Origin of the sequence: Roseovarius sp. (assembly GCF_965228755.1) — a bacterium.
Classification (GTDB): domain Bacteria; phylum Pseudomonadota; class Alphaproteobacteria; order Rhodobacterales; family Rhodobacteraceae; genus Roseovarius.
The window spans coordinates 1065811-1091315 of the sequence record NZ_CBDDIG010000005.1 but is presented as its reverse complement, the minus strand read 5'-3'; the positions used below and the strand labels follow the sequence as shown (position 1 = coordinate 1091315).

27 protein-coding genes are annotated in these 25505 nt (G+C 68.1%); 14 read left to right on the top strand and 13 right to left on the bottom strand.

Annotated features, from left to right (window positions below; all coding sequences use genetic code 11):
* The first annotated feature begins 89 nt into the window (after window positions 1–89).
* Both ACO07J_RS08895 and ACO07J_RS08890 read left to right on the top strand, forming a co-directional pair.
* Window positions 90–806, top strand: coding sequence for an SDR family oxidoreductase (locus ACO07J_RS08895; RefSeq protein ID WP_422028300.1), 717 nt, complete (start codon window positions 90–92; stop codon window positions 804–806).
* 110 nt (window positions 807–916) lie between these two features.
* A complete protein-coding gene (locus ACO07J_RS08890; RefSeq protein WP_350133087.1) occupies window positions 917–1060 on the top strand; it encodes a hypothetical protein in 144 nt (47 codons plus the stop codon).
* A 7-nt stretch (window positions 1061–1067) separates the two neighbouring features.
* Here the strand turns inward: ACO07J_RS08890 and ACO07J_RS08885 are convergent, their stop codons facing one another.
* The 6 genes from ACO07J_RS08885 to ACO07J_RS08860 all read right to left on the bottom strand — a co-directional run bounded on the left by ACO07J_RS08885 (window position 1068) and on the right by ACO07J_RS08860 (window position 6755).
* The gene (locus ACO07J_RS08885; RefSeq protein ID WP_422028298.1) at window positions 1068–1466 is read right to left on the bottom strand and encodes a hypothetical protein; all 399 of its coding nucleotides are present in this window, start codon (window positions 1464–1466) and stop codon (window positions 1068–1070) included.
* 92 nt (window positions 1467–1558) lie between these two features.
* On the bottom strand, window positions 1559–2056 hold the full coding sequence (gene coaD / locus ACO07J_RS08880; RefSeq protein WP_422028296.1) for a pantetheine-phosphate adenylyltransferase: 498 nt from the start codon (window positions 2054–2056) through the stop codon (window positions 1559–1561).
* 123 nt (window positions 2057–2179) lie between these two features.
* Entirely contained in the window at window positions 2180–3313 is a 1134-nt protein-coding gene (locus ACO07J_RS08875) for a carboxylate-amine ligase (RefSeq protein ID WP_422028294.1), read from the bottom strand.
* Window positions 3314–3406: 93 nt separating this feature from the next.
* Complete coding sequence (locus tag ACO07J_RS08870) at window positions 3407–4015, bottom strand: hypothetical protein (RefSeq protein ID WP_422028292.1); 609 nt, start codon at window positions 4013–4015, stop codon at window positions 3407–3409.
* A gap of 116 nt (window positions 4016–4131) precedes the next feature.
* A complete protein-coding gene (locus ACO07J_RS08865) occupies window positions 4132–5178 on the bottom strand; it encodes an NAD(P)H-dependent flavin oxidoreductase (protein ID WP_422028290.1) in 1047 nt (348 codons plus the stop codon).
* Window positions 5179–5255: 77 nt separating this feature from the next.
* On the bottom strand, window positions 5256–6755 hold the full coding sequence (locus ACO07J_RS08860; protein ID WP_422028288.1) for a CoA-acylating methylmalonate-semialdehyde dehydrogenase: 1500 nt from the start codon (window positions 6753–6755) through the stop codon (window positions 5256–5258).
* 103 nt (window positions 6756–6858) lie between these two features.
* On the opposite strand from ACO07J_RS08860, the gene ACO07J_RS08855 reads away from it, so the two are divergent.
* Together ACO07J_RS08855 and ACO07J_RS08850 are read left to right on the top strand one after the other, a co-directional pair.
* Window positions 6859–7755: a LysR family transcriptional regulator gene (locus ACO07J_RS08855; RefSeq protein WP_422028286.1), complete on the top strand. Its 897-nt coding sequence runs from the start codon at window positions 6859–6861 to the stop codon at window positions 7753–7755.
* A 60-nt stretch (window positions 7756–7815) separates the two neighbouring features.
* Window positions 7816–8250: a CBS domain-containing protein gene (locus ACO07J_RS08850; protein WP_422028284.1), complete on the top strand. Its 435-nt coding sequence runs from the start codon at window positions 7816–7818 to the stop codon at window positions 8248–8250.
* A gap of 12 nt (window positions 8251–8262) precedes the next feature.
* Here ACO07J_RS08850 and ACO07J_RS08845 read toward each other — a convergent pair whose 3' ends face one another.
* Window positions 8263–10374: a DEAD/DEAH box helicase gene (locus ACO07J_RS08845; RefSeq protein ID WP_422028282.1), complete on the bottom strand. Its 2112-nt coding sequence runs from the start codon at window positions 10372–10374 to the stop codon at window positions 8263–8265.
* Window positions 10375–10668: 294 nt separating this feature from the next.
* Between ACO07J_RS08845 and ACO07J_RS08840 the strand changes: the two genes are divergently transcribed.
* Window positions 10669–11925, top strand: coding sequence for a cation:proton antiporter (locus ACO07J_RS08840; protein ID WP_422028280.1), 1257 nt, complete (start codon window positions 10669–10671; stop codon window positions 11923–11925).
* Window positions 11926–11937: 12 nt separating this feature from the next.
* Here ACO07J_RS08840 and ACO07J_RS08835 read toward each other — a convergent pair whose 3' ends face one another.
* The 4 genes from ACO07J_RS08835 to ACO07J_RS08820 are packed head-to-tail and all read right to left on the bottom strand — an operon-like array spanning window position 11938 to window position 16902.
* The gene (locus ACO07J_RS08835) at window positions 11938–13080 is read right to left on the bottom strand and encodes a trans-sulfuration enzyme family protein (RefSeq protein WP_422028278.1); all 1143 of its coding nucleotides are present in this window, start codon (window positions 13078–13080) and stop codon (window positions 11938–11940) included.
* Complete coding sequence (locus ACO07J_RS08830; protein ID WP_422028276.1) at window positions 13077–15029, bottom strand: acyltransferase family protein; 1953 nt, start codon at window positions 15027–15029, stop codon at window positions 13077–13079. Before ACO07J_RS08830 ends, ACO07J_RS08835 begins: the two co-directional genes overlap by 4 nt.
* Before the next feature lie 10 nt (window positions 15030–15039).
* Window positions 15040–15780 (bottom strand): maleate cis-trans isomerase family protein, encoded by a 741-nt coding sequence (locus ACO07J_RS08825; RefSeq protein WP_422028274.1) that lies wholly within the window; start codon window positions 15778–15780, stop codon window positions 15040–15042.
* Between the two features lie 18 nt (window positions 15781–15798).
* The gene (locus tag ACO07J_RS08820) at window positions 15799–16902 is read right to left on the bottom strand and encodes an anhydro-N-acetylmuramic acid kinase (protein ID WP_422028272.1); all 1104 of its coding nucleotides are present in this window, start codon (window positions 16900–16902) and stop codon (window positions 15799–15801) included.
* Between the two features lie 63 nt (window positions 16903–16965).
* Here ACO07J_RS08820 and tyrS point away from each other — a divergent pair, with 63 nt between their 5' ends.
* The 6 genes from tyrS (at window position 16966) to arsH (ending at window position 21094) form a co-directional block, all read left to right on the top strand.
* Window positions 16966–18216, top strand: a complete 1251-nt coding sequence (tyrS, locus tag ACO07J_RS08815; protein ID WP_422028270.1) for a tyrosine--tRNA ligase — start codon at window positions 16966–16968, stop codon at window positions 18214–18216.
* Window positions 18217–18394: 178 nt separating this feature from the next.
* A complete protein-coding gene (locus ACO07J_RS08810) occupies window positions 18395–18727 on the top strand; it encodes an ArsR/SmtB family transcription factor (protein ID WP_422028268.1) in 333 nt (110 codons plus the stop codon).
* Between the two features lie 11 nt (window positions 18728–18738).
* On the top strand, window positions 18739–19260 hold the full coding sequence (locus ACO07J_RS08805; RefSeq protein ID WP_422028266.1) for an arsenate reductase ArsC: 522 nt from the start codon (window positions 18739–18741) through the stop codon (window positions 19258–19260).
* Window positions 19257–19943, top strand: a complete 687-nt coding sequence (locus tag ACO07J_RS08800; RefSeq protein WP_422028264.1) for an MIP/aquaporin family protein — start codon at window positions 19257–19259, stop codon at window positions 19941–19943. Before ACO07J_RS08805 ends, ACO07J_RS08800 begins: the two co-directional genes overlap by 4 nt.
* A 4-nt stretch (window positions 19944–19947) precedes the next feature.
* Window positions 19948–20370: an arsenate reductase (glutaredoxin) gene (gene arsC / locus ACO07J_RS08795; protein WP_422028262.1), complete on the top strand. Its 423-nt coding sequence runs from the start codon at window positions 19948–19950 to the stop codon at window positions 20368–20370.
* Complete coding sequence (gene arsH, locus ACO07J_RS08790) at window positions 20363–21094, top strand: arsenical resistance protein ArsH (protein ID WP_422028260.1); 732 nt, start codon at window positions 20363–20365, stop codon at window positions 21092–21094. Before arsC ends, arsH begins: the two co-directional genes overlap by 8 nt.
* A gap of 8 nt (window positions 21095–21102) precedes the next feature.
* Here the strand turns inward: arsH and aroB are convergent, their stop codons facing one another.
* Together aroB and ACO07J_RS08780 are read right to left on the bottom strand one after the other, a co-directional pair.
* Window positions 21103–22215, bottom strand: a complete 1113-nt coding sequence (gene aroB, locus ACO07J_RS08785; RefSeq protein ID WP_422028258.1) for a 3-dehydroquinate synthase — start codon at window positions 22213–22215, stop codon at window positions 21103–21105.
* Window positions 22212–22721: a shikimate kinase gene (locus ACO07J_RS08780; RefSeq protein ID WP_422029745.1), complete on the bottom strand. Its 510-nt coding sequence runs from the start codon at window positions 22719–22721 to the stop codon at window positions 22212–22214. The genes aroB and ACO07J_RS08780 overlap by 4 nt, the downstream gene beginning before the upstream one ends.
* Window positions 22722–22883: 162 nt before the next feature.
* Between ACO07J_RS08780 and ACO07J_RS08775 the strand changes: the two genes are divergently transcribed.
* Genes ACO07J_RS08775 through ACO07J_RS08765 form a run of 3 tightly spaced genes read left to right on the top strand, consistent with a single transcriptional unit; the run spans window position 22884 to window position 25487 of the window.
* Window positions 22884–23033: a hypothetical protein gene (locus tag ACO07J_RS08775; RefSeq protein ID WP_300894666.1), complete on the top strand. Its 150-nt coding sequence runs from the start codon at window positions 22884–22886 to the stop codon at window positions 23031–23033.
* Window positions 23020–24540, top strand: coding sequence for a hypothetical protein (locus ACO07J_RS08770; protein WP_422028256.1), 1521 nt, complete (start codon window positions 23020–23022; stop codon window positions 24538–24540). Before ACO07J_RS08775 ends, ACO07J_RS08770 begins: the two co-directional genes overlap by 14 nt.
* Window positions 24537–25487: a tyrosine recombinase gene (locus ACO07J_RS08765; RefSeq protein ID WP_422028254.1), complete on the top strand. Its 951-nt coding sequence runs from the start codon at window positions 24537–24539 to the stop codon at window positions 25485–25487. Before ACO07J_RS08770 ends, ACO07J_RS08765 begins: the two co-directional genes overlap by 4 nt.
* Window positions 25488–25505: the final 18 nt, after the last annotated feature.

Genomic DNA, 25505 nt, shown 5'->3' with positions numbered 1-25505 from the left:
GCCACGGCATTTGGCGTTTGCCTTCAAGGGCCCTTGAAGTCCTACGCTGCCCTTCGAATCACCGCTCGTGACCAAGGGAAGGGACAGCCATGCGCATATCGAACCGGAAATTCGCCATCACCGGCGCCGCCCGTGGCCTGGGCGCCGCCCTCGCCATCGAGATGGCCCGCGCCGGTGCCCGACCCGTGCTGCTGGCCCGCACGGAAGCCGCGCTCGACACCACCGCCCGCACGATCCGCGACCTGACGGGGCAGAACGCGGACCTGATCGCCTGCGACCTCGCCGACCGGGAAAGCGCCACCCGCGCCGGAGAGGCGCTGGCCCACGGCCATCCCGATCTCGACGGGATCGTCCACAACGGCGCCATGTGGCTGCCGGGCGCGATGGAAGCGGCCACCGACACCGACATCGCGGCCTGCATCGCCTCGGCCGCCATCGGGGCGCTGATCCTCACCCGCCATGTCCTGCCGATCCTCAAGGCGCGGCCCGGGGCGGACATTCACACCGTCGTGTCGACCAGCGGCGTGCCCAACCGGCCGCTGAACGTCGCCTCGGTCCCGTTCACGGCGGCAAAGCACGCGCAGGCAGGCTTCGTGACAGGTCTGGCCGACGAGCTGTCGGCCACCGGCATCCGGGTCACGGCGGTCTATCCCGGCGATTTCGAGGAGGTCGCGCCGTCGAGCCCGGACTGGGCCACGCCGGAGCCGCCCGACCACACCCTCAGCACGCGCGAGGTGGTCGGCGCGATCCTCTTCATCCTGAACCAGCCGCACCAGGTGGCGATACGTTCGCTGGTGATCGAATAGACCGGCCCGGTCACCGGCGCCGGCGGTCATGCCCGGCCTGGACCCTTGCGCCCCCGCCCCGCCTCGGGCATATCCGGCAGACAACCGGCAGGCAGGACCAGGCCCGAGACATGAACAACCAGGTTGCTCTTTTCCTAGGCGTGCTGATCCTGATCGGGCTCGGCGTCGACTACATGTATTACGACTGGTCCGGCTCGATCTTCCTGGCCCGCAAGCTCGCCGACCTGATCGAGTGGCTGGCCTTCTGGCGCTAGGCGTCGGTTAAAATTCTTCGGAGTGGTCATACCCGATGTAATGCCTCACGGCATTCACGGCCGCCTCTTCCGGTACCAGGCTCAGCATCCAGTCTTCCAACCGCTTATGGCGCTCCGAAAGGAAGGCCCCGGAAATGACGTCCACTTTCGGGGGCGGAAACCAGTGCACAAGGACCGTGGTCAGGCTGACGCCAAACTCCCCGTTCTGACCATACCCCACATTCATCTCGAACGACGGGTTTCCCGAAACCTCTCCAACCGAGCAGCTATGGTATCGTCGCTCCGCGTTCACAAGCTTGCACGTCCCGGACAGCGCCTCGGCCTTGGCGTAAACGGCCGCGACCAGAGTGGCCTCGGTCTCCTCCGTCAGGTAAGCCGCATCGACAGTCACGCTCGAGGAGGTCATTGTCTGCGCGCATCCGCAGAGCGCCAACAGCGCCGTCAGGAGCAAGAAACGTTTCAGGCGGTCGACAGACCCGATCACCGGCCCGCCCCCGCCTACTTCGCCGCGAACTTCGCCTTCAGCGCCTCGTTCACCGGCGGGGTCACGAACTTGCCCACGTCGCCGTTCAGCCGGGCGATCTCCTTCACCAGTTTCGAGGCAATCGCCTGGTGATGCGCGTCGGCCATCAGGAACACCGTCTCGACCGAGCTGTCCAGAACCCGGTTCATGCCGACCATCTGGAACTCGTACTCGAAATCCGCCACGGCCCGCAGGCCGCGGATGATCAGCGTCGCGTTTACGTCATGGGCACAGTCGATCAGCAGGTTCTCGAACGGGTGCGCGACGATCTCGGTGCCGGTCTGGCGGCTCAGCTTCTCGCATTCCGCCTCAATCATCTCGACGCGCTCCTCCAGCGTGAAGAGCGGCCCCTTGTCCCGGTTGATCGCCACCCCCAGCACCAGCCGGTCGACAAGGAACGAGGCCCGGCGGATGATGTCGATATGACCAAGCGTGATGGGGTCGAACGTCCCCGGATAAAGTCCGATACGCATGGGCGGCTCCTCCATTCAGTCCGGGCGCTCTGTCGCGGGCACAAGCAACAATACTGCGCCGGGGAATGCAAGGCCGAAACAGACCGAAACCCGGCGCCGTTGCCGCCGCCCCGCACGGCCCTTTCAGAGGTCGGCGTGATACTCGTCGACCAGGTGCCGCACCACCGCCTGAAGCGCGCGCTCGGGGTCGTCGCCGGCCTCGAGCGCATCGACATAGACCTGCCGCTGCCGCGCCGAACTGGTGCCGCCCTGCACGATCTCCTGCGCGCGCTCCACCTCCTCCAGCGATCCGAAATGCTGCGCATCCTCGGCGATCAGCCCGGCGATCTCCTCGACCAGCTCGCCCATCGGCACGATCTCTCCCCGGCCGAGGTCGATCAGCCCCTCGCGGCTTCCATAGCGCTGCGCCCGCCAGCGGTTTTCCGACACCAGGAACGGGTCGTAGATCCGCCAGCGCTGGTTCCGCGTCGCCAGCCGCCACAGCATCCGCGTCAGCGCCTGCGTGAGCGCCGCCAGCGTCAGCGTATGCTCGAGCCGGGGCTGCACGTCGCAGATCCGCGACTCGATGGTGGGGAATTTCGAGGAGGGCCGCAGATCCCACCAGATCTTCGAGGCATCCTCGATCACGCCGAGATCGGTCAGTATCTGCACCGAGCGTTCGAACTCGCCGAAACTGGCCATTCGTGGAGGCAGCCCGGTGCGCGGCAGGTTGTCGAACACCGTCAGCCGGTAGCTGTCGAGCCCGGTATCCCGCCCCTGCCAGAACGGCGAGGAACAGCTGAGCGCCAGCAGGTGCGGCAGGAAATAGGCCAACTGGTTCATCAGGTCGACCCGCCGGTCGGGCTCGGCGATGCCCACATGCACGTGCATCCCGCAAATCAGCATCCGCCGCACCACGCCCGCCAGGTCGTCGTGCAACTCGTTATAGCGTTCCTTGTCGGTATGATGCTGCTCGCGCCAGTCGGAGAACGGATGGCACGAGGCAGCAATCGGCACGAGGTTGTGCTTGGCCGCCTGCTTCGACACGCAGGACCTGAGCCGCTTCAGATCCTCCCGCGCCTCGGCCACGGTGCGGCAAACCTTGGTGCCGATCTCGATCTGGCATTTCAGGAATTCCGGCGCGACCTGGTCCTGCAACTCGGTCTGGCAGGCCTCCATCAACGCCTCCGGCGCCTCGGCCAGGTCGAGACTGTCGCGATCGACGAGAAGATATTCCTCCTCGATCCCGATGGTGAACTCCGGTTCCACAATCGCCATGCCCGCCCCTCCTGCGCTGGTCGCCCCAGTCTCCCCGCCCTGCACGGCGGAAATCAAGGGCTCATCCGCAAAGAGGCGCGCGCCCGACCCGGCTCAGCGATCATCGACCACCACGGTCGCCACGGCCGTGCCGGCGGTTTCCCAGGTCAGCACGTCCTCGTGGGTGAACCCGGCCTCGTCCAGCTTGAGCCGCACCAACTGGTTGTTTGCCATCTGGCTGCGATACGCCGCCACCATGTCCTGTTTGCCCTCGAGGATCTCGTCCATCGGCGGGCCCTCGTAATTGCCCTGCTCCTTCACCTTGCTCAGCGGCAGGATGTACACATCGGCCAGATCCTCCAGGTGCGACAGCGGCGCGTCGGGCGCCGCGGTCTTGCTGCGGATGCTGTCCGCCAGCTTGCGCCGGTCGTTCAGCATCTCGTAGGAGAGCCGCGCATTGGCCGGCATGTCCGGATCGGCCGCGGGGTCAGTCTCCGCCGCGGTGCCCGGGTCATCTGCCGCGGAGTCGAAATTCGTCTCCACACCGACATCCGAGGGGTCGTCCACCTCCGAACCGGCTGCCTCTTCGTCGACGACGCCGGACTCCGGCATCTCGAGCGTCGGCGATTGTTCGGCCTCGATATCCTGTTGCGTGCTTTGCGCCAGCAAAGGCTGCGCGCCGGCCAGCAGCAACGCGATGGCGGCAAGGGGTAAGGTCTGCATGTCGGTCCTCCGGGTCATCCGGCGCGATGTCGCGCCTGCCCTGTCAACGGGACCGCCAGGCCGAATGTTCCGGCGGACATGCCGGCGCACCGCACCAGCCGCCGTCAAACCGGGGCCTACCCGAAGGCCCGCCGCGCCCCCTCGACCAGCGCTGCCAGCCGCGCGCCGGTATCGCCGCCGGGCGCCAGCCGCGCGCTCTGGCCGTACAACGAGAAGCGGTGCTTCTCCGCCTCCGCCGCCTGCAACCCGGCGGTGTAATGATACATCAGCGGGAAGGGCGCCGTGCCCACCTTGGTCATCGCGTCCAGCCACGGCGTCCGGTGCGCCCGCGCCGGGCGGCCCGAGCCGGCAAGGCTGATCCGCGTGCTGTCATCGGCGCCCGCGGCCACCGCCTCGTCATGCAGGGGCTTGTGCGCGGCCTCGTCGGCGCTGATGAAGGCGGTGCCGATCTGCACGCCGGAGGCGCCCAGCTTGAAGGCCGCGGCAATGCCCCGCCCGTCAGCAATGCCGCCCGCGGCAATCACCGGCACCTTCACCGCGTCCGCCACCTGCGGCAGCAGCGAGAACAGGCCAACCTGCGCGTCGTTCTCGGGCTCGAGGAACACGCCCCGGTGCCCGCCCGATTCCCAGCCCTGCGCGATCACCGCATCGACGCCCCGCGCCTCCAGCCAGCGCGCCTCGGCCACCGTGGTGGCCGAGCTGAACACCAGGCAGCCGCGCTTCTTCAGCGCCTTCACCGCGTCACCCTCCGGCAGGCCGAAATGGAAACTCACCACCGCCGGCGGATGCGCCAGCAGCGCCTCCAGATGCGCCTGCCCGAAGGGGGCATAGGGCGCTTTCGGCACGCCCTCGGGCGGCGTGACCCCGGCCGCGGCATAGAACGGCGCCAGCGCCTCCAGCACCGCCTCGTGCTGGGCGCGGGTGATCTCGGGCGGGGTGTGACAGAAGAAATTGAGGTTTACCGGCCGGTTCGTCGACCGCGCCAGCACCTCCACGTCCCGCTCCAGCCGGTCGAGCGGCATGGTCGCACAGCCATGCGAGCCCAACCCCCCGCCATTCGACACCGCCGCCACCATCTCGGGCGTCGTCGTCCCCGCCATCGGCGCCAGGATGATCGGGTGCTCGATCCCCAGCAATCTGCAAAGCCGCGTGTCAGGCCACATCGCCACGTCCTCCCCAAAACGAAACCGGGCCGCGGCAGGAAGCGCGCGGCCCGGTCAGTATGCTCATGTCGGCAAGGTCAGTCCATCGCCTTGAAGTTGAACTCGCCGCCTTCCTTGATCCCCGACGGCCAGCGGGCCGTTACGGTCTTGGTGCGGGTGTAGAACTTGAAGGCATCCGGCCCGTGCTGGTTCAGGTCGCCGAAGGCCGATTTCTTCCAGCCGCCGAAGGTGTGGTAGGCCAGCGGCACCGGGATCGGCACGTTCACACCGATCATCCCCACGTTGACCCGGTTGGCAAAGTCGCGCGCGGCGTCGCCGTCACGGGTGAAGATCGCCGTGCCGTTGCCATACTCGTGGTCCATCGCCAGCGCCAGCGCCTCCTCGTAGGAGCCCGCCCGCACGGTCGACAGCACCGGGCCGAAAATCTCCTGCGTGTAGATATCCATGTCCGGCGTCACCTTGTCGAAGAGGTGCGGGCCGACAAAGAACCCGTCCTCGTAGCCCTGGAGCGAGAAATCCCGCCCGTCGACCACCAGCTCGGCGCCCTGCTCGATCCCCTTCTCGACAAGGCCGAGGATCTTCTTCTTCGCCTCGCCCGTCACCACGGGGCCGTAATCCACGTCGTCGCCCGCGGTATAGGGCCCGACCTTCAGCTTCTCGATCCGCGGCACCAGCTTCTCGATCAGCTTGTCGGCGGTCTCGTCGCCCACGGGAACCGCCACCGAGATCGCCATGCAGCGCTCGCCCGCCGCACCGTAGCCCGACCCGATCAGCGCATCCGCCGCCTGGTCCATGTCGGCATCCGGCATCACGATCATGTGGTTCTTGGCCCCGCCGAAGCACTGCACCCGCTTGCCGTTGGAACAGCCGCGGCCATAGATGTACTCGGCAATCGGCGTGGAGCCCACGAAGCCGATCGACTGGACCACCGGGTGATCCAGCATCGCGTCCACGGCTTCCTTGTCGCCGTTCACCACCTGCAGGATCCCCTTGGGCAGCCCGGCCTCTTCCATCAGCTCGGCCAGCATCAGCGGCACCGAGGGGTCACGCTCCGACGGCTTGAGGATGAAGGCGTTGCCGCAGGCAATCGCCGGCGCGAACATCCACATCGGGATCATCGCCGGGAAGTTGAACGGGGTGATGCCCCCGGTCACGCCCAGCGGCTGGCGCATGGAATACATGTCGATCCCCGGGCCGGCGCTGTCGGTGAACTCGCCCTTCAGAAGCTGCGGCGCGCCGATGCAGTATTCCACCACTTCGAGGCCCCGCTGCACGTCGCCCTTGGCATCCGGCACCGTCTTGCCGTGCTCCGACGACAGCGCCTCGGCCAGCTTGTCCATGTCACGGTTCAGCAGGCGCACGAATTCCATCAGCACGCGCGCGCGGCGCTGCGGGTTGGTCGCACCCCAGGCGGGCTGCGCCTTCTCGGCGATGTCGACCGCCTTGCCGAATTCCTCGGTCGAGGCCAGCGGGCATTTCGCCTGAACTTCGCCCGTCGCGGGGTTGTAGACATCGGAAAACCGGCCCGACGTGCCCTTCACATGCTCGCCGCCGATATAATGGGTCAGTTCTTTCATGACGCTCCTCCATGAGAATTTGGCGCGACCCTACCGTTGCAAAAATAGATGGAAAAGGGGCAATGTCTCAAAAACGTCTTGCATAAATGCAAAGGGTAACGGGATGCAGGTGCAATGGGATGATTTGAAAGTGTTTCTCGCCGTGGCCCGCGCCGAAAGCCTGTCGCGCGCCGGGCGTCTGCTGAAACTCGACCCCGCCACCGTCGGCCGCCGCGTCGCCCGGCTCGAGGCCAGCTACGGCGCGCCGCTCTTCGCCAAGTCGCCCACCGGCTATGCGCTCACCGACGCGGGCCAACGCCTGATGACCCATGCCACCCGCGCCGAACAGGCGGTGGAAGACGCCGCCGACGACATGGCGGGCCAGGCCGCCGGCATCTCCGGCCAGATCCGCATCGGCGCGCCCGACGGCTCGGCCAATTTCCTGCTGCCACAGGTCTGCGACCGCATCGGCCGCGCCAATCCCGGGCTCGAGATCCAGATCGTCGCCCTCCCCCGCCTCTTCAACCTCACAAGGCGCGAGGCCGACATGGTCGTCGCCGTCTCGCCCCCCACCGCCGGGCGGCTGACGGTGCAGAAGATCGCCGATTACCGCCTCCACCTCGCCGCCTCCGAGGAGTACCTGCGCGAGGCCCCGCCGATCACCTCGCTCGACGACCTGAACGGCCACCGCATCATCGGCTACATCCAGGACATGATCTTCGACAAGGAACTCGACTATCTCGGCGAGGCCGGGCTCACCCGGGTCGATCTCGCCTCCAACTCCGTCGCGGTCCAGATGGGCTGGATCCGGCAGGGCGCGGGCGTCGGCATCATGCATGATTTCGCCATGCCCTTCTTCCCCGGCACCCGCAAGCTCCTGACCGATCAGCTCAGCCTCACCCGTGCCTTCTACCTCGTCCGGCCCGCCGACGACCGCCGCCTCGACCGGCTCAACCGCTTCGCCCAATCCTTCTGCGAGGCAATCCGCGCAGAAATCGCCCGGCTCGAGGCCGAGGCTTGACAGAAACAATCGAATAACAGACCCTTGAATTGACGGAATAATATTGCGGGGTAACCGGCCATGCTGGTGCAACAGATCCTGAAATCCAAGGGCAATGACGGTGTCATCACCATAAAACCCGGCACGCGCGTCTCGGATGCGGCCCAGATTCTCTCCGACAAGCGCATCGGCGGCCTCGTGGTCTCGTCCGATGGCGAGGCGGCCGAGGGCATCCTGTCAGAGCGCGACATCGTCCGCTCGCTGGCCGCCCGCGGCGCCAAGTGCCTGCAGGAAACCGTCGACCAGATGATGACGCCCGACCCCGTCTGCTGCTCCAAGCAGGACAGCTCCGACGCCGTGCTCACCCGCATGACCGAGGGCCGCTTCCGCCACATGCCCGTGGTCGAGAACGGCAAGCTCGTCGGCATCGTCACCATCGGCGACGTGGTCAAGGCCCGGCTTCAGGAGCTTTCGATGGAGAAATCCGCCCTCGAAGGCATGATCATGGGCCACTGACGGCCCGGCCGGTCACGGCTTGCGCCGCTTCGGCACGGCGCTGCCACCCTTTCCACGCACCCCGCCCCGGGGCTTGGCCGGCTTGCCCGGTTTCCCCGGCGGCGTGAACCGTTTCGAAGTATCCGAGGCATTGGCCCTGGGCTTCGGCTTGCCCGCACCGGCCTTCGTGTCCGGCTTTCCCACAGGCTTCCCTGCCGGCTTACCGGGCTTCGGCCCCTTGCTCCGCGGCTTGCGGGTATCCTGCGGCGCCCCGCCCTCCGCGGCCGGTTTCGGCTTGCGCGGTTCATAAGGTTTCTTCGGCTTGCCGCCGGGCGCCGTCCTCTCGAACGCCTTCCCCGGTTTCTCCCGCGGCGGCTCCGCCTTCCGCTCAGGCCGGGGCCCACGCTCCGCCCGCGCAGGTTTCTCCGCCCGCTCCGCTGTCTCGCGCCGCTCGGGCTTCGGCCCCCTCGGCCGCGTGTCCTTCTTCTCCTGCCACGGCTTGCCGCCGCCCCGTTTCGGCGCACCGCCCGCCGGACGCGCCGGCCGCTCTGACCGCTCAGGCCGCCCGAACTCCGGAACCCCCTCGACGGCCCGAACGCTCACGCCCTTCTCCAGCACGCCACCCTGCTCCAGCGACGCCATGAAATTCTCCGCCGCAGCCTCGGCGATTTCCACGAAGGTCTCCGTGTCCTGCACCCGGATCGCGCCCACGTCGGCCTTCTCCAGCGCCCCGGCCCGCAGCATCAGCGGCAACAGCCAGCGCGGCTCCGCCCCCTTGTCGCGCCCCACCGAGAGCGAGACCCACACGCTCGCCCCGAACTCGGGCCGAGGCTTGGGCTCCGGCCGCGACGCCACGTCCGACAGCTCCTCCGGCACCGAATGGCGCGCCCGGAACAGCCGCAGATAGGCCGCCGCCACCGCCTCGGGCGACTGCTCCGCCAGAAGCCGCGCGGCAAACTCCGCCTCCGCCTCGCTCGGCGCTTCCTGCCACACCGGATCGGCCAGCAGCCGTTCCTCGTCACGCCGCAGGATCTCCTCCGCCCCCGGCGGCACCGTCCACTCGGCCTCCACCTTGGCACCCTTCAACAGCCGCTCGGCCTTCTTGCCCACCTTCGGCGGCACGATCAGAGCGGAGATCCCCTTCCGCCCCGCGCGCCCCGTCCGCCCCGACCGGTGCAGCAACGTCTCCGAATTCGACGGCAGCTCGGCATGGATCACCAGCTCCAGGTTCGGTAGGTCGATCCCCCGCGCCGCCACGTCCGTCGCCACGCAGACCCGCGCCCGCCCGTCGCGCATCGCCTGCAACGCATGGCTCCGCTCCGCCTGGCTCAGCTCGCCCGACAAGCACACGACCGAGAACCCCCGGTTCGCGAACCGTGCCGTCAGCCGGTTCACCGTCGCCCGCGTGTTGGCAAAGACGATGGCGTTCTGCGCCTCGTGGAACCGCAGCACGTTGATGATCGCGTTCTCCGCATCCTGCGGCGCCACGCGCAGCGCCTGGTAGGAAATATCCGCATGCGGGCTCCTGTCCGACAGGGTGGTCACCCGCACGGCATCCCGCTGGTAATGCTTGGCCAGCGTCACGATCATCGGCGGCACCGTGGCCGAGAACAGCAGCGTCCGCCGCGCCTCCGGCGCCTCGCCCAGCATGAACTCCAGGTCTTCGCGGAAGCCGAGGTCGAGCATCTCGTCCGCCTCGTCCAGCACCACGGCCCGCAGGCTGCCCATCTCCAGCGACCCGCGCCGGATGTGATCGCTCAGCCGCCCCGGCGTGCCCACCACGATATGCGCGCCCCGCTCCAGCGCCCGGCGCTCGTCGCGCATGTCCATGCCGCCCACGCAGGAGGCGATCCGCGCGCCCGCCTTGGCGTAAAGCCAGCCCAGCTCCCGGGTCACCTGCAAGGCCAGCTCCCGCGTCGGCGCGATGATCAGCCCCAGCGGCGCCTCCGCCGGCCCGAACACGCCCGCCTCCCCCAAGAGCGTCGGCCCGATCGCCAGCCCGAACCCCACCGTCTTGCCCGAGCCCGTCTGCGCCGAGACCAGCAGGTCGGCCTCCGCCAGCTCCGGCGCCGTCACCGCCTCCTGCACGGGGGTCAGAATATCGTAACCGCGCTCGGCGAGCGCATCGGAGAGGGACTGGATCATCGGGAAAAACCGTTCTGTTTGAGCTCGCGGCGCCACCGGCACCGCCCCCTGTCGCGCGACAGGTCTGGAAAGCGCCCTCCTACCCTGCCTTGCGCCCGCTGTACACGGGGAAAAAACACTGCTGCCGCCGTCGGGCCACCCCTGCTTCTTCTTGGTCACAAATATCCATGCACCACCCCCGCCGCCCGCGCGCCGCCGCCGGGGGAACACCCGGGCCGCGGCCCGCGTTGATCATGGCGCTTGTTCAACCGGCGTACCCCCGTATTATCATATCCCCGGTTCCCAGGACAAAGGATGCCCCCCCACGTGCCGCCAGAAGACTTCTTCGCGTTCAGCTCCTACCACATGGCCCTCGCGGTCGTCGGGGCCATCGTCATCCTCGCCCATTGGCTGCCCCGCCTCGTCTCCGACCGCGAACCGGCCTCGGCGCCGCTGATGATCCTCTTCGGCGCGGGCGCGGCGCTGCTGGTGCCGAACCTGCCCACGCTCCCCGACCCGCGCGAGGCGCCGCGCATCTGGGAACTTGTCAGCGAACTGACCGTGATCATCGCCCTTTTCGGCACCGGCATGCGGATCGACGCGCTCCGCCCCTGGCGCCGCTGGACGCCCACGTTCCGGATGCTGGGCATCGCCATGCCGCTCACCATCCTCGCCGTGGCGATGCTGGGCATCGGGCTTGAGGGGCTGACCGTCGCCGGGGCCATCCTGCTGGGCGCGGTGCTGGCGCCGACCGACCCGGTGCTGGCCGCCGACGTGCAGGCGGGGCCGCCACAGGAAGGCGTCGAACACCCCGTCCGCTTCACCCTCACCACCGAGGCCGGGCTCAATGACGGCCTGGCCTTCCCCTTCGTCTATCTCGGCCTGCTCGCCGCCGCGGGCGGGCTGACGGCGGGCGACCTGCTGCTCGACTGGCTGCTGCTCGACGTGGTCTACCGCATCGCCGTGGGCGCGGCGATGGGCTGGGCCGGGGCGCGGGTGCTGGGCTACGTGCTCTTCTCCGTGCCGAAGGGCGCGATCCTCGCCGAAACCGGCTCGGGCGTGGTGGCGCTGGCCGGCGTGCTGCTCTGCTACGGCTCGACCGAGCTGGTCGAGGGCTACGGCTTCATCGCCGTCGCCGTCATGGGGCTCACCCTGCGCCGGGTCGAGCAGGACCACCACTTCCACCGCCGCCTGCACGATTTCTCCGAATCCATCGAACACGCGCTCACCGCCGTGCTGCTGGTCGGGCTCGGCACCGTGCTGCCGCTGCTTCTGACCGATCTCAACTGGATCCACGTGCTCTTCGCGCTGCTGCTGATCCTGGTGGTGCGGCCCCTCTCCGGCTGGATCGGCCTCCTGGGCAGCCCGATGCCCTACCGCGACCGCGCCGCCGTATCGGTCTACGGCGTGCGCGGCATCGGCTCGATCTACTACCTCTGCTATGCCGGCAGCCACATGGAATTCACCAACGAATCCCAGCTCTGGACGCTCGTCGGCCTCGTCATCCTGCTCTCCACCATCCTGCACGGGTTCAGCGTCGGCTGGGCGATGGAACGGATCAAGGACGACTGAGCCGCCCCCGGCCTACCCCCTCAACGCCTGGTCGAGATCGGCCAGCAGGTCGCCCGGGTCCTCGATCCCCACCGACAGCCGCAGCAGGTTGCCCGGAATGCCGGTATGCGGCTCGATCGTCGCCCGGTGCTCCACCAGGCTCTCGACCCCGCCCAGCGAGGTCGCCCGGTGGATGAGCTGCAGCCGCCCGGCAACCGCCAGCGCCTCCTCGGTGCCGCCCTTGACCAGCACCGACATCAGGTAGCCGAAGCCGCCCTTCATCTGCGCCCGGGCCAGCACATGCGCCGGATGCTCCGGCAGGCCGGGATAGCGCACCAGCTCCACCCGGTCATGCGCGTCCAGCGCCTCGGCCAGCATTTGCGCGCTGCGGCACATCCGCTCCATCCGCAGGGGCAGCGTCCGCATCCCCCGCATCAGAAGCCACGCCTCGAACGCGCCCAGGATCGCGCCCGCCTCCATCCGGTCGGCACAGATCGCCTGCCACACCTCGCTGTCGGCATCCCGGCACGACAGCACGCCCGCCAGCACGTCCGTATGGCCGTTGATCGCCTTGGTCGCCGAATGCATCGAGATATCGGCGCCGAAATCGAGCGCGCGGGTCAGCACCGGCGTCGCCGCCGTACCGTCCACCGCCAGCAGGCCACCGCTGTCATGGGTGAGCTTGGCGATGGCGGCGATATCCGCCACCTTCAGCCAGGGGTTCGACGGCACCTCGATCCACACCAGGTCCGCCTTCTCCACCAGCGCCTTGCGGATGGCCAGCGGATCGGCCGCGTCGATCTCCTCCAGCCGGATGTTGCGCCGCGCGCAGAACTTCCGAACCCAGGCCAGCACACCCCAGTAGATGCCCGACTGCATCACCACCCGCGCGCCGTCCGGCAGCGTCCGGAACAGCGCCGCCACCGCCGCCATGCCCGACGGGAACAGCCGCGTCTGCGCCGCCCCCTCGAGCTGGCGCAGCACCTCCTCGGCCTGCGCCACGTTGGCATTGTGATCCCGGCCATAGCTGCCACCCGACTGCAGCGCATAGCTCTCGTCGCGCCGGAAGGTCGTGGTCGGCTGCACGCCGGGCACCACGCCCCCGTGGCCCGTGTCCACTGCCCCCGCCGCCCGTGCGGCGATCGTCGCGGGGTCGAGGGGTTTTTCTGCGCTCATGGCCGGCCTTCCTTCTTCAGCGCCTCGTTCAGCACGAACAGCAGCACCTCGTTCCCCTTCGGCCCGAGATGCACGTTGTCGATGAACAGCGGGATACCATCGACTTCATGATGACAGACCCCATCATCGCAGAAAAGCTCGTGCGGTGCGACATGAAGTGCCCCGTTCTCCTCCGCCGCCCGGGCCACCGCCTCGATGGTCCGGCCCCGGCGCTCGTCGAACGCCTCGCGGCTCAGGTGCAGCGGCTCCGACCCGAACCGCATGGTCCGCAGCATGGATTTCGGCACCGACTCGAGGAATTCCGGCACGTGGTTGATCACGATCACCCGGTGCCGCGCGGCCACCCGCGCGATGGCGGCGTTCAGGCTTTCCTCGAACAGCGCGAACCCGTCCTTTGCCACGCTGCCGTCGGCCCGCAGCAGCGGCACGCTGCCGGGCCGGTCGCCGCCATGGCCGGACCCTTCCGAGTAATACGACCAGCGCGCGAACATGACCACGTCCATTGGCGCCGCCTCGTCGAGATAGGCGAAGATCCGGTCGTTGAAGGCGATGCACTCCTCCTTCGTGCCGGCCCCCAGCAGCGGCGCACAGGCCGCCCTCGTGATTAGGAAGCCGGTCTCGTCCCGCGCCTTGCCGTAATCATCGAGCGCCGCGAAGGCCGAGTTCGCCATGCTGTCGCCCCACAGCACGTAATCCGGCGTCTCTCCCGGCACGCCCAGCTTGCAGAAGGTCGCGGGCGTCGTCTTGTCCCAGCACCGGTTCCAGCCGTCATGCACGTTCATCACCTCGGCCTTCAGCGCCTCGAGCCGCGCATCCTCGCCCGCCGCGGCCTTGCCGGGCTGCTGCATCAGGTAGACGGCCACCCCCAGCAGCACCAGCGCCTGCCCCGCGAACAGCATGTAAAGCCGCGTCTTGCCCGCGCCCCGCACCGATATCCGCCGGATCGGCATCTCGACCACGTGATAGGACAGCGCGCCCAAACCCAGCGACACCAGCACCAGCACCGCCCGGATCTCGTCGGTCAGCGTCACGCCGTAATAGAGCGCCCCCACGATCACCGGCCAGTGCCACAGGTAGGTGCCATAGGAAATCCGCCCGATATAGGCCATCGGCCGCACCGCCAGCGCCTTCGCGATCCAGCTATGCCCCGGCGCGGCAAAGGCGATCAGGATCACCGTGCCCAGCACCGGCAGCAGCGTCGCCCAGCCGGGATAGAGATAGCTCGCATCCAGCAGGTTCACCGGCGCGATCACCAGCGCCAGCCCCACCAGCGGCATCAGCGGAACCCTGTCAGGGATCAGCCGGTGATAGGTCACGAGGAAGACCAGCCCCCCTGCCGCCAGCTCCCAAACCCGGAAGGTGGAGGAAAAGAACCGCTCCTCCCGGTCATAGATCAGGTCGCCCGAAAACAGCGTCAGCGCCAGCGACGCCACGAACAGCACGCCCAGCAGCCACGCGAACACCGTCCGGTTGCGCCGCGTCAGCAGGATCAGCATCGGCAGCACGATGTAGAACTGCTCCTCGATCGACAGTGACCAGGTGTGCAGGAACGGGTTCTCATGCGCGGGGGCCGAGAAATAGCCGACCGAATTCAACAGGTTGAAGTTGTTCGTGAAGGTGATCGAGCCCAGGAACCCGTCCGCCACCAGCCCCATCTCCGAGCGCAGGAAGAACGCGTTTGCCAGAAGCGCGGTCACCAGGAAACACAGCGCATAGGCCGTCGACAGCCGCCGTATCCGCCGGGCAAAGAACTCGGTGACCGAATAGGTCCCCTGCTCCAGCCGCATGTAGGTCTGCCCGCAGATCAGGTAGCCCGACAGCACGAAGAAGATGTCGACCCCGACGAACCCGCCCAGCATGTCCGGATAACCGACGTGGAACAGCACCACGCTCAGCACGGCAATGGCGCGCACGCCGTCAAGTTCCCTGCGGTAGGCCAGATCGCTCATGCCGCTGCTCTCACGCGGCCTTGCGGCCGAAAAGCCGCCCCGGCCCCCAGCCTGTCGCCGGCTCGCCGGCAAGTGTCAGCATCCGCCACATCAGCGCCGAATTGGAGCTGATCACCGGCACGCCCAGCTCCGCCTCGACCTCCTCGAGGATGCCGAAGGTCCGCAGGTTGGTGCAGCTCGTGAACACCGCCTCCACCCCCGGCGCCTGCGCCGCCTCGACGATCGCGGCCCGCGTGCTCCGCTCGGTGATCCGTGCCACCGTATGCTCTTCCTTCTGTCCGAAACTCACCTCGCTCACCGTCTCGATGCCGTGCCCGGCCAGCGCCGCGCGCAGCGGTCCGGTGATCTCCTCTATGTAGGGCGAGACCAGCGCGATCCGGCTCAAGCCCAACTCCCCCAGCGCAGCGATCACCGCGCTCAGCGGGTTGGTCACCGGCACGCCCGGATGCGCCATCTGCACCAGCGCCTCAACCCGCTCCGGCCCGATGATCGTGGCGCCCGAGGTACAGGCATACCCCACCGCATCCAACCCCTGCGGCAACAGCGCGGCGGTCGCCGTCATCTCGCCCGCCATCGTCTCGAGGTCTTCCCGCGTCACGTCACCCCGCGCCGGGATCCGCGCATGCAGCAGGTTCACCTCGCGCCCGGCCACCACCTGCCGCGCCTCGAATTCCAGCGTCTCGTCGACGCTCAGCAGGATCATCCCCAGCCGCAGCCCGGCCCCGGCCCCCTGGTCAAGCTCATACGTCATCCCGTCCCCTTCGACCGGCTATTCCGTGCGTTCCGGCCGGCTGATCGTGCCACCGCAGACCGCGGCCCGCACCCCCGTGGTGCCCGGGCCAGAGGTCGGCCGCCCCCGCGCCACGCGCACCGCGAGATAGGCAAACGCCTGCGCCTCCAGCATGTCGCCGTCCAGTCCGGCCGCCTCGACCGGCTCCACCGGGCAATCCAGCGCCACCCGCAACATTTCCATTAGCACCGGATTATGCCGCCCGCCACCCGTGACAAGCAAGCGCTCGGGCGGCTCGGGGCAATGCTCCATTCCGCGCAGCACGGCGGCGGCACTCATCCCCGTCAGCGTGGCCACCGCATCGGCATCGCCCAGCTCGCCCACCAGGCCGATCATGTCGGAAAATTCGTTCCGGTCCAGCGACTTGGGCGGCATTCTCGTGAAATACGCGTCATCCAGGAACAGCTCCAGCGCCCCGTCCTCGACCCGCCCCCGCCGCGCCAGCGCGCCGTCGCGGTCAAACGGCTCCCTCCGCCGGGCCATCATCAGGTCGTTGATCGGCGCGTTCGCCGGCCCGGTGTCGAAAGCCAGCAAGGCCCCCTCCGCCTCCGGCACCGCCTTCCGCGGGTCGACCCATGTCAGGTTCCCGACCCCCCCGAGGTTCAGGAAACACAAGGGCTTGTCCGCCCCGATCCACTTGGCACAGGCAAAATGGAAGAACGGCGCCAGCGGCGCACCTTCCCCGCCCAGCCGCACATCGGCCGACCGGAAATCCCACACCACCGGCACGCCCAACGCCTCCGCCAGCGCGTCCCCGTCACCAATCTGGTAGGTTCCCCGCCCCCGCGGCTCATGCGCCAGCGTCTGGCCGTGAAACCCCACCAATTGCGCCCCCTCGAACCGCGCCAGCAACTCCGCATGGGCCGTCTGCACCACCGCCTCGGCCTCCGCCACGTCCTCACCCGGCCACTTGCCCAGGGCGCCCGCCAGCACCGCCTGCTCCGCGCCCGTATAGCTCCGATAGTCCGACGCCCCGAAGCCGAAGATCGCCTCGCCATCGGTCTCGACCATCGCCGCATCCACCCCGTCCAGCGAGGTGCCCGACATCGCCCCGAGCGCCCACACGCGGCCCGCCTTCAACATGCTCTTTTCCTTCGCCCGAACCATGCCTATACATGCCGCGCGAAAAACCCGGGAACAAGCCATATGACCTACCACCCCAAATCGGACTTCATGACCATCATGATCGAGCGCGGCTTTCTCGCCGACTGCACCGATTACCAGGGCCTCGACGAGGCCTTCGCGGCGGGCGTGGTACCGGCCTATATCGGCTATGACGCGACGGCCAGGTCGCTCCACGTGGGCCACCTCCTCAACATCATGATGCTGCGCTGGCTGCAGAAGACCGGCCACAAGCCGCTCACCCTGATGGGCGGCGGCACGACGAAGGTGGGCGACCCCTCCTTCCGCTCCGACGAGCGCCCGCTGCTCGACGACACCCAGATCGCCGCCAATATCGACGGGATGAAATCGGTCTTCGCCCAGTACCTCACCTATGGCGAGGGTCCCTCGGACGCGCTGATGCTCAACAATGCCGAATGGCTCGACGGGCTGAAATACATCGAGTTCCTGCGCGACATCGGCCGGCATTTCTCGGTCAACCGGATGCTCAGCTTCGAATCGGTGAAATCCCGGCTCGACCGCGAACAGTCGCTGTCCTTCCTCGAGTTCAACTACATGATCCTGCAGGCCTACGACTTCATGGAGCTGAACCGCCGCTACGGCTGTGTCCTGCAGATGGGCGGCTCCGACCAGTGGGGCAACATCGTCAACGGCGTCGACCTCACCCGCCGCGTGCTCGACCGCGAGGTGTTCGGCCTGACCTCGCCGCTGCTGACCACCTCGGACGGGCGCAAGATGGGCAAGTCCGCCGGGGGCGCGATCTGGCTCAACAGCGACATGCTCAGCCCTTACGAATTCTGGCAGTTCTGGCGCAACACCACCGACGCCGACACCGGCCGCTTCCTCAAGCTTTACACAGAGCTGCCGGTGGCCGAATGCGACCGTTTGGGCGCGCTCTCGGGGTCCGAGATCAACGACGCCAAGATCATCCTCGCCAACGAGGTCACCACCCTGCTGCACGGGGCCGAGGCCGCGAAAGCCGCCGAAGCCACCGCCCGCGAGGTGTTCGAGAAGGGCGGCGTGGGCGACGACCTGCCCACCGTGACGCTCACCGCCGCCGATATCGGCGAGGGCATTGCCAACACCGCGCTCTTCGTGAAGGCGGGGCTCAGCCCCTCGGGCAAGGAAGCCAAGCGCCTCTTCGCCAGCGGCGGCGCCAGCATCAACGACGAGGTGGTGAAGGAACCGCGCCTGATGACGCCCGACGAATTCGCCGAGGCCATCAAGCTGTCGGCGGGCAAGAAGCGCCACGCCCTGGTGAAGATCGCCGGCTAACCCACGGCACCGACCCGGAAAATTCGAATTTTTCCGGGACGTTTTCTTCCAAGAAAACGTCTCCCTCACACCGTTCCGCCCCTGCGGTATTTTCGAAAATTCCGAGCCGGAAAATTCCAATTTTCTGCACGTCAACTTCCCGTTGACTCCCCCTCCATATATCAATACTTCACGATATATGGATAAAACGCACGCCCTCACCGCCTTCTCGGCCCTGTCCCAGCCCACGCGGCTCGACGTCTTCCGCCTGCTCCTAAAGGCCGGCGAGACCGGCATGGCCGCCGGTGAAATCTCCGACGCGCTCGGCGTCCGCCAGAACACCATGTCCGCCAACCTTTCCGTCCTCCACCAGGCCGGCCTCGTCCGCAACACCCGCGAGGGCCGCTCGATCCGCTACTTCGCCGATCTCGACGGCACGCGCGGCCTGCTCGCCTTCCTGCTCGAGGATTGCTGCGGCGGAAACCCCGAGCTCTGCCAGCCCCTCATCTCCAAACTCGCCTGCGCCTGCTGAAGGAGGCCCCGATGCCCGACGCCCCCAAGAATGTCCTTTTCCTCTGCACCGGCAATTCCGCCCGGTCGCTCATGGCCGAGGCCATCATCACCCGCGAAGGGATGGGCAGGTTCCGCGGCTTCTCCGCCGGCTCCCGGCCGAAAGACGCACCCCACCCGCGCACGATCGAGCTTCTGCAGCACCTCAACCACGACACTTCCGCCATCCGCTCCAAAAGCTGGGAGGAATTCGCCGGCCCCGACGCCCCGCAAATGGATTTCGTCTTCACCGTCTGCGATCAGGCCGCGGCCGAGCCCTGCCCGATCTGGCCCGGCCAGCCGATGAGCGCCCATTGGGGCATGCCCGACCCGGCCGCCGCCACCGGCACCGACGCGGAAATCAGTTTCGCCTTTACGGATGCCTACCGGATGCTCCGCAACCGCATCTCGATCTTCGTCAACCTGCCCCTGGCCCAGCTCGACCGATTTTCCCTTCAGAAAGAGCTCGATCGCATCGGCCAGCACACCCACGCAGAGGACACCGCCCCGGCATGATCTTCGACCTTCCCCGCCGCCTGACCGCCGAGGCGCTCGGCACCGCGATGCTCGTCTGCACCGTCGTGGGCTCGGGCATCATGGCCGACATGCTGTCCGATGACGTGGCCGTCTCGCTGCTCGGCAACACCATTCCCACCGGCGCCATCCTCGTCGTGCTGATCACCCTTCTGGGCCCCATCTCGGGCGCCCATTTCAACCCGGCGGTGACCTTTGCCTTCCTTCTCCGGCGCGAGATTTCCGCATCCGAATCCGTGGCTTACATCGCGGCGCAGGTCCTCGGCGGTGTGGCCGGGGCGATCGCCGCGCACGGCATGTTCGCCCTCGATCTCGTGCAGCTCTCCACTACCCCCCGCACCGGCAGCGCCCAGTGGTTCGCCGAGATCGTCGCCACCTTCGGCCTCGTCGGCACCATCCTCGCCGGCATCCGCTTCCGGGCCGAGGCCGTGCCGTGGCTCGTCGGCCTCTACATCACCGCCGCCTACTGGTTCACGGCCTCCACCTCCTTCGCCAACCCCGCCGTCGCCATCGGCCGCGCCTTCACCGACACCTTTTCCGGCATCCGCCCGCTCGACCTGCCCGGCTTCATCTGCGCCGAACTCGTCGGCGCGGCCCTTGGCGTGGCACTTTTCGGATGGCTCCTCAAGGACCTGTCCCAATCACGCCGGCAACCGGTCGAATAACCCCATGGCCGTCGTCATCCACCACAACCCCGCCTGCGGCACGTCGCGCAACGTGCTGCAGATCATCCGCGACGCAGGCTACCAGCCCACGGTAATCGAGTATCTCGACACCGGCTGGACCCGCCCGCAACTCCTCGCCCTCTTCGCCGCGGCCGGCCTCACACCCCGCACGGCGCTGCGCACCACCAAGTCCCCGGCCGAAGAACTGGGCCTCCTCGACCCCTCCACCAGCAACGACACCCTCCTCGACGCCATGCTCGCCCACCCGGTCCTGGTCAACCGCCCCATCGTCTGCACGCCCAGGGGCGTCCGCCTCTGCCGCCCGTCCGAAACCGTGCTCGACCTGCTGGAGGTCTGGCCCCAGGGCCCCTACACCAAGGAAGACGGATCGCCCCTCCTGACCGCCGAAGGAACCCGCGTTGCCTGAAGACAAGACCACCCCGAACCTCGTGAACGACGCCTTCCAGGCCATTGACGAGGCGCGACTTTTCCCCTCCGACCACCCCACGCACCCGCCCCGCATCCTGCTCCTCTACGGCTCGCTGCGCACGCGCTCCTTCTCCCGCCTCGCGGCCGAGGAAGGCGCCCGCATCCTCACTCGACTCGGCGCCGAATGCCGCATGTTCAACCCCTCGGGCCTGCCGCTCCCCGACGACGCCGACACCACCCATCCCAAGGTGGCCGAGCTGCGCGATCTCGTCATGTGGTCCGAGGGCATGGTCTGGTCCACCCCCGAACGCCACGGCGCCATGACCGGCATCATGAAAACGCAAATCGACTGGATCCCGCTGGCCCCGATCGGCGGCATCCGCCCCACCCAGGGCAAGACGCTGGCGGTGATGCAGGTCTCCGGCGGCTCGCAAAGTTTCAACGCGGTCAACCAGTTGCGCATCCTCGGCCGCTGGATGCGGCTTCTCACCATCCCCAACCAATCCTCGGTGGCGAAAGCCTGGGACGAGTTCGACGATAACGGCCGCATGAAACCCGGGCCGTTCTACAATCGCCTCGTCGACGTGATGGAAGAGCTGATGAAATTCACCCTGCTGACACGTGGCCAAAGCGGCTACCTCACCGACCGGTACTCCGAACGGGTGGAAAGCCTCGAAGAGCTGTCGAAACGGGTGAACCTGCCGAAAGCGACCGGCGGCTGAGCAGCCGGTTAACGCGCGTCCAGCGCCTCCTGCAACAGCGCCCTGACCGTGTCGCGTTCCACATCCGAGGTCACGAAGGCCTCGCCGATCCCCCGCGCCAGGATGAACCGCAGCGTGCCATCCACCACCTTCTTGTCCTGCGCCATCAGGTCGAGCAACCCGTCCGCATCCGGCAATTCCCCCGGAATATCAGACAGATCGACCTTCATCTTCATGTCACGCAAATGCGCCCTCACGCGCCCCGGCTCCTCCTGCGAACAGAGCCCCATCCGCGCCGAAAGCTCGAAGGCCAGCGCACAGCCGATCGCCACCCCCTCGCCATGCAAGAGCCGATCCGAATACCCCGTCGCCGCCTCCAGCGCATGACAGAACGTATGGCCCAGATTGAGCAACGCCCGGTCGCCCTGTTCCGTCTCGTCCCGCACGACGATCTCGGCCTTCATCTCCACCGACCGGCGCACCGCGTGGATCCGTGCCGCATGATCCCCGCCCGCGGCGGATGAACCATGCGCCTCAAGCCATTGGAAAAACTCCGAATCCCCCAACAGCCCGTATTTCACCACCTCGCCGTACCCGGCCAGGTAATCCCGCTCCGTCAGGGACGACAGCACATCCGTATCGGCCAGAACCAGGCTCGGCTGGTGAAACGCCCCGATCAGGTTCTTGCCCTGCGGCGCGTTGATCCCGGTCTTGCCGCCGACCGAGCTGTCGACCTGCGCCAGCAGGCTCGTCGGCACCTGCACGAACCGCACCCCCCGGCGCAGCACGGCGGCCGCGAACCCCACGAGGTCACCGATCACCCCGCCGCCCAGGGCCACAACCACGTCGCTCCGCTCGACCTTCTGCTCGAGCAGCCACTCCACCACCCGCTCCAACTGCGGCCAGCTTTTCGTGCCTTCCCCGGCCGGCAATTCCAGTGAAACGGCGGAAATCCCCGCTGCCGCCAGCCCCTCTTCCAGCCTCGGCAGATGCAGCGGCCCGACATTGTCGTCGGTGACGATCGCGACCCGTTTGCGGGCCAGCAAAGGGCCCACCAGCACCCCGGCGCGGGCCAGCAACCCGCTCCCGATATGAACGTCATAGGCCCGCTCGCCCAGCGGTACATGCACGGTCTCGGTCATTCGCTCTCCTCCAGGACATCGGGCCGCGTCAGCAATGTCTCGATCACCTTTTCCGCCATCGTCTCGATCGCGTAGGCCGATTGCGCCTTCACCGAAAGATCGGCCGTCGCATAGACAGGAACCCGCGCCTCGTAGATCGCCTTCAGCGTCGCATGAGGTTTATCCGTGCGCAGCAAGGGCCTGGTATCCTTGTGTTTTACCCGGTTCCACAGGATCGGCAGATCGGCATCCAGCCACACCGAAACACCCTTTTCGCTGATCAGCCTGCGGTTCCGCTCGGCCAGGAACGCACCGCCCCCGGTCGACAGGATGCCGCGCTTTTCCTCCAGCAGCCGGTTGATCACCTGCGTCTCGCGGTCGCGAAAGAACGCCTCGCCGTCGCGGGTGAAAATCTCGGCAATCGACATGTTCGCCGCCCGCTCGATCTCGGCATCCGAATCAAGAAACGGCACCCCGAGCCGCGCTGCAAGAGATTTTCCCACAGCGGTCTTCCCAGCCCCCATCATGCCCACCAGAACCACGGTCTTGTGTAGTTTCCAATGCCTTACGGCGGCCAATGTTCGGCGCTCCCATGCCAATTGCCAAATCGTTTGCACTGAATGACGTGATCTTGTTCAAAAGGCCAGCTATAAAGTCGTTAACGAACAAACCTACGAGCAAGAGGCAATATGGCGCGCCTGATCAAGTGGCTTTTCTACCTGGCCGTGTTGGCCTTCCTGGCCCTCGTGGCCTATGCCTATGTCGGGCCGTTCTTCGGCGCGGATTTCTCTCCGCCCGAGGAAGAGATTCGGCAGGATATCCTCCTTGAAACCGAATAGCCTGACCCTCACCGCGCTTCTGGTGCCGGGCCTCGCCCTGGCCGAGGAGCCGCTGTCGGCCATCGACTGGCTGACCCAGCCGGCCCCGGTCAGCGTGGCCCAGCCGCTTGTCCAGCCGCTGGCGAACCCGCCGGTGACCGAGGGGGTCACCGTGCCCTCCGTCACGGTCCTGCCGCTCGACGACGTGCGCCCCGACGCGGTGGGCCTGCTGCCATCTTCCACTACCGGGCTGCCCCGCTCGCTCTGGTCCGCCAGCGAGACCGACACGCTGGTGGCCCAGCTGTCGCGCCTCGGCGACACGCCCCTGCCGGCCATCCAGGCGCTCTACTACACCCTGCTCTTGGCCGAGGCCGACCCGCCCTCCGACGCGGCCGAGAACGCCCGCTTCCTGCGCGCCCGGGTCGATGCGCTCCGCCGCTACGGCGCGGTCGACGCGGCGCTGGCACTGCTCGAACGCGCCGGCGCCGACACGCCGCTCCTCTTCGATGAATGGCTCGACCTCGCCCTCCTCAAGGGCACCGAGGACGATCCCTGCCAGGCGCTCGCCGACACGCCCGACCTGTCCGAAAGCTATGCCGCCCGCATCTTCTGCATCGCCCGCGCCGGCGACTGGTCGACCGCGGCGCTGACCTACGACACCGCCAACGCCATCGGCGCGCTCGACGCCCATGAATCGCAGCTTCTGGCGCGGTTCCTCGACCCAGAAACCGCCGACGGGGCCGACCTGCCCCCGCCGCGCCACATGACCCCGCTGATCTTCCGCCTCTACGAGGCGAACGGCATGCCGCTGCCCACCCGCAACCTGCCGCGCGAATACGCCGTGGCCGATTTGCGCGGCACCATGGGCTGGAAGGCCGAGGTCGAGGCCGCCGAGCGCCTCGCCCGCACCGGCGCCCTGCCCGCCAACCGCCTGCTCGGCCTCTATACCGACCGCGACCCGGCCGCCTCCGGCGGGGTCTGGGAACGGGTCCGCGCGATCCAGGCCTTCGACGCCGCCCTCGCCTCCGGCGACGTGGCCGCCATCGACCGCGAGTTGCGCAGCGTCTGGCTGCTGATGCGCGAGAACGGCCTCGCCGTGGCCTTCGCCGCCCTCTACGGCGCCGACCTGGCCGTGCTCGACGATCCCTCCGGCCTCGCCCACGAGGTGGCGCTCCTCTCGCCGGTCTACGAAAGCGCGGCCCGCGCGCCGGGCGAACAGACCCGCCGCCTCAACTTCCTCGAAGGGCTGGCCAAGGGCGCGCCGGACGCCGCGCTCGCCACGGGCGCCGTCGAATCCGCCATCGCCCGCGCCTTCGCCGCCCGCAAGGTGCCGCCCGACCATGCCGGCCCCCTGCGCGAAGGGCGGCTGGGCCAGGCCATCCTCGCGGCGGCGGTACAGCTTCAGGACGCCAGCACCGGCCAGACCCGCGACCTCGAAGCGGCGCTTGCCACCCTGCGCGTCGTCGGGCTGGAAGACGTGGCCCGCCAGGCCTCGCTCCAGGTCCTGCTGCTGGCGGAAGGGGAATGACACCCGGCCGGGGCTGGATAGAGCCCTTTCTCGAGGCCCGCGCGGCCGAACTGGGGGCAGCGGCCAACACGCTCGCCGCCTATCGCCGCGACCTCGACGATTTCGCCGGCTGGCTCGACCGCAACGCCCTTGCCCTCGCCACCGCCACCCAGGCCGACATCGAGGCCTACCTCGTCGATCTCGACGCCCAAGGCCTCGCCGCCTCCACCCGCGCCCGCCGCCTCTCGGCCATCCGCCAGCTCTACGTCTTCGCCTTCGAGGACCGGCTGCGCGACGACAACCCCGCCGCCCGGATCCGCGGGCCCGGCCGGGCCAAGCGCCTGCCCAAGACCCTGTCGGAAGCGGATGTCGACCGCCTGCTCGCCGCCGCCCGCGATGTCGGCCGCAACGCCGCCGACCGCGGCCGCAACACCTGCCTGATGGAACTGCTCTACGCCACCGGCATGCGCGTCACCGAACTGGTCACGCTGCCGGTCGCGGCGGCCCGCGGCAACCCGGAAATGCTGCTCGTGCGCGGCAAGGGCGGCAAGGAACGCATGGTCCCGCTCTCCCCGCCCGCCCGCGCGGCACTGACCGACTGGCTGGCCCTGCGCGACCGCGCCGAGGAGGCCGGGCGCGCCGAGGGCAAGCCGCCCTCGCCCTTCCTCTTCCCCTCGCGCGGCAAGCTGGGCCACCTCACCCGCAACCGCTTCTATCTGCTGGTCAAGGAAATGGCCGTCGCCGCCGGCGTCTCGCCGGCAAGCGTCACGCCCCACACGCTGCGCCACGCCTTCGCCACGCACCTGCTGGCCCGCGGCGCCGACCTGCGCGCCATCCAGGTTCTGCTGGGCCATGCCGACGTCGCCACCACCGAGATCTACACCCACGTGGTCGACGAACGCCTGCGCACGCTGGTGGAAGAGCACCACCCACTCGCAAAGGCCGCCGCCACCCGCGGCGAGGACTGAGCACACCTCACCCGACGT